The 3,068-nt window shown below is 72.4% G+C and carries 1 protein-coding gene and 1 pseudogene; both read right to left on the bottom strand.

What is annotated here, in order from left to right; translation table 11 throughout:
• Positions 1 to 283, bottom strand: a pseudogene (locus AB1460_RS36540) (hypothetical protein); the annotation flags it as partial.
• Between the two features lie 171 nt (positions 284 to 454).
• Positions 455 to 3,013, bottom strand: coding sequence for an MMPL family transporter (locus AB1460_RS36535; RefSeq protein ID WP_368967073.1), 2,559 nt, complete (start codon positions 3,011 to 3,013; stop codon positions 455 to 457).
• Positions 3,014 to 3,068: the final 55 nt, after the last annotated feature.

Here is a 3,068-nt window from a genome sequence, read left to right as displayed (position 1 = left end):
GGACGGAGGCGTAGGTGAGCCTCCTTGGTCTCGTGGGATCGGAGATGTGTAGAAGGGACAGCCACGGCCGGGCGCGGGAGGCCTGGACCGGGATCTCGACCGGGTCATCGTCCCGTCCAGGGGTTCCGTGCGGCAGGATCCGCTCCACGGTGATCTCCCGGATGGTAAACCCATCCATGGAGATCGTCGCCGCGGCGATCCCGTCCACGATGCGCCCGTCCGCGGCGATCCCGTCCATGGCGATCCCGTCCACGGTGAACCCGTCCCTGGTGGTCCCGTCCACGCCGCGTAGCCCTCTTCCGCCGTGCCGCCTGGGGCGACGTTTCTGCCTCGTGGCGTCTCAGCTAATCAGGACAGAACCACCCATTCCGCCGCCCGAATCGGGGTTAACCAGGCGACCAAAGGTGCTAACCACAACCCGCCTCCACCCACTCTGACCTGCGGAAACGAAAACTCACCGCTGGAGCTCACGGCCCTTCGCCGCGTGGTCGGCCGGGTCCGTGGAGACCTGTGCGGGGATGCCTGAACCGGCCATCGCGGTACCCGAAGGATGTTTGGGGCGGTTTGTCCCACCTGCCTTCGGGCTGCCCCCCCGGTCGGCGCCACCCCCGTCAGCGGTCGGCCGGCCGGGTGCGGACCCACCCCCGGCGGCCTGCGGCTCCCGGTCGGCCGCGCCGCCCCTCCCGCTGTCCTTCCCACTGCCGGTGCCGCCCCGGCTGACGGCTCCGCCGCCGTGGCCGCCGTTGCCGTCGCCCCTGCCACCGGCCCCGCCGTTCGCGCTGATCCCGCCGTCACGGCCGTTGCCGTCGTCCCGGTCCCTGTCGCCGTCACCGCCGGTGCCGGTGGCCGGGCGATGACCGAAACGCTCCCCGTGGATGTCGACCTGCGGCAGCATGCGGTCGAACCAGCGCGGCAGCCACCAGTTCGCCCGGCCGAGCAGCGCCATCGTCGCCGGCACCAGCACCAGACGGATCACCGTCGCGTCGACCAGCACCGCGACGGCCATGCCGACGCCGACCATCTTCACGGTGACGTCCGGGTCGAGGGCGAAGCCCGCGAACACGGCGATCATGATCAGCGCGGCACTGGTGATCACGCGAGCGGTGGAGGTGAGGCCGCGGACCACGCTGCCCTGCGGGTCACGGGTGGCGAGCCAGTCCTCCCGGATCCGGGAGAGGAGGAAGACCTCGTAGTCCATGCTCAGCCCGAACAGGACGGTGAACATCAGGACGGGCAGCCAGCTGGACATCGGGACGCTGTGGGGCAGCCCGAGCAGGTCGGTTCCCCACCCCCACTGGAACACCGCCGTCACCACGCCGTACGCGGCCGCGATCGACAGCAGGTTCATCGCCGCCGCCTTGAGGGCGACCACCGGTGACCGGAAGACGATGGTCAGCAGCAGGATGGAGACACCGACGACGAAGCCCACCACCCACCACAGGCGTTCCGCCAGCAGGTCGGACAGGTCCGCGAAGATCGCGGTCGTCCCGGTGACGTACACCCCCGGCGGGAGGACGTCGGCCCGCAGGTGGGCGACCAGATCGGACGATGCCGCGTCGCTCGGGCCAGTGGTGGGCACCACCTCGATCACCGCCACGGTGCCGCTCGGGGCGATCGCCGGCGGGGCGACGGCCGCGACGCCGGGGACGGCGGCGACCGTCGTGCCCAGCTGCGGCAGACTCTCCGGCGGGACCTGCGCCAGGTCGACGGCCAGCAGCAGCGGACCGTTCGCGCCCTGCCCGTACTCGGCGGTGATCAGGTCGTAGGCGCGGCGCTGGGTCACGTCGACCGGCTGGCTGCCCGCATCCTGCGGCCAGGTGCGCATGGTCAGAATGGGCGCCGCGAGGACCAGCAGGATGGTCAGCGCGGCCAGCGCCCAGGGGCCGGGGCGGTTCCCGATGCGCCTGGCCCAGGCGGCAGTGAGGCCCCGCTGGGGCGCGGCCGGCCCACCGCCGGCCGCGGTGCCCGATGCGGTGACAGCGCCCGATCGGGCCAGGGAGCGGGCGGCGAGCATCTCGGCGTGCGCCCGCCGCCGCAGCACCCGCAGGTCCGCGAGGCCGCACAGCGCGGGGACCAGCGTGACGGCGACGAGGACGACCGCGATGACGACGGCCGCCGTGGTGAACGCGGTCGTCACATAGGTGTTGAGGCCGACGAGCCGGAGCCCGGACAGCGAGATGATCACGGTGAGGCCGGCGAAGACGACCGACGCCCCGGCGGTCGCGTTCGCGCGGCCGGCGGCCTCCCGTACCGACATCCCGGACCGCAGACCCTCCACGTGGCGGGTGACGAGGAGCAGCGCGTAGTCGATGCCGACGCCGATCCCGACCATCGATGCCAGGGACGGCGCGATCGAGCTGACGTTGGTGACCGCCGCGATCAGGGTGATGGCCGAGGCGCCGATGCCCAGCCCGATGAGCGCCACCGCGATCGGCACCCCGGCGGCGACGAGGGACCCGAAGGCGATCAGGAGGATGAGGAGCGCCAGCCCGACGCCGATCGCCTCGGCCTGCCCGTCGACCTTCTGGAGGTTCTCCGAGACCTGGCCGCCGACGTCCACCTGCAGGCCCTGGTCGGTCGCGGGCGTCGCGGCCGTGAAGATCTCGGCCAGCGCCTCCTCCGCGTCCATGTCGGCGACCGGCTGCCGGTAGTGGATCGTGAACAGCGCGGTGTCGCCGTCCTGCGACATCTGCGGTGGGCCGGTCACCATCGCGGAGGGAAGTGCGGCGAGACGCTCCTGGACGGTGCCGAGCAGGCCGGCGTCCAGGGTGGTGCCGTCGGGGTCGTGCACGACGACGCGGGCGTCCGCGCCGGCAAGCGTGGGGAAGCTCGCCCGCAGCAGGTCGGTCCCGTGTTGCGACGCGGTCATCGGGGCGTCGTAGTCGTCGTGAGGCTTTCCTCCGGAACCGGCTGCCAGCCCGAGAGCCACGACGAGGGCAGCGAGCCACATCCCGATGACCCGCCACGGCCGGGTGGCCGCGGCAGCGCCGATCCGGTAGAGCAACCCGGACATCAGTCCTCCTCGACTCCGCTGGCCGATAACTCCGCTGGGCCGTCAGCTCCGGTCG

The organism is Parafrankia sp. FMc2 (genome assembly GCF_041008525.1).
Taxonomy (GTDB): domain Bacteria; phylum Actinomycetota; class Actinomycetes; order Frankiales; family Frankiaceae; genus Parafrankia.
The sequence above is the reverse complement of the archived record's forward strand: the minus strand, read 5'-3'. Positions and strand labels throughout refer to the sequence as shown.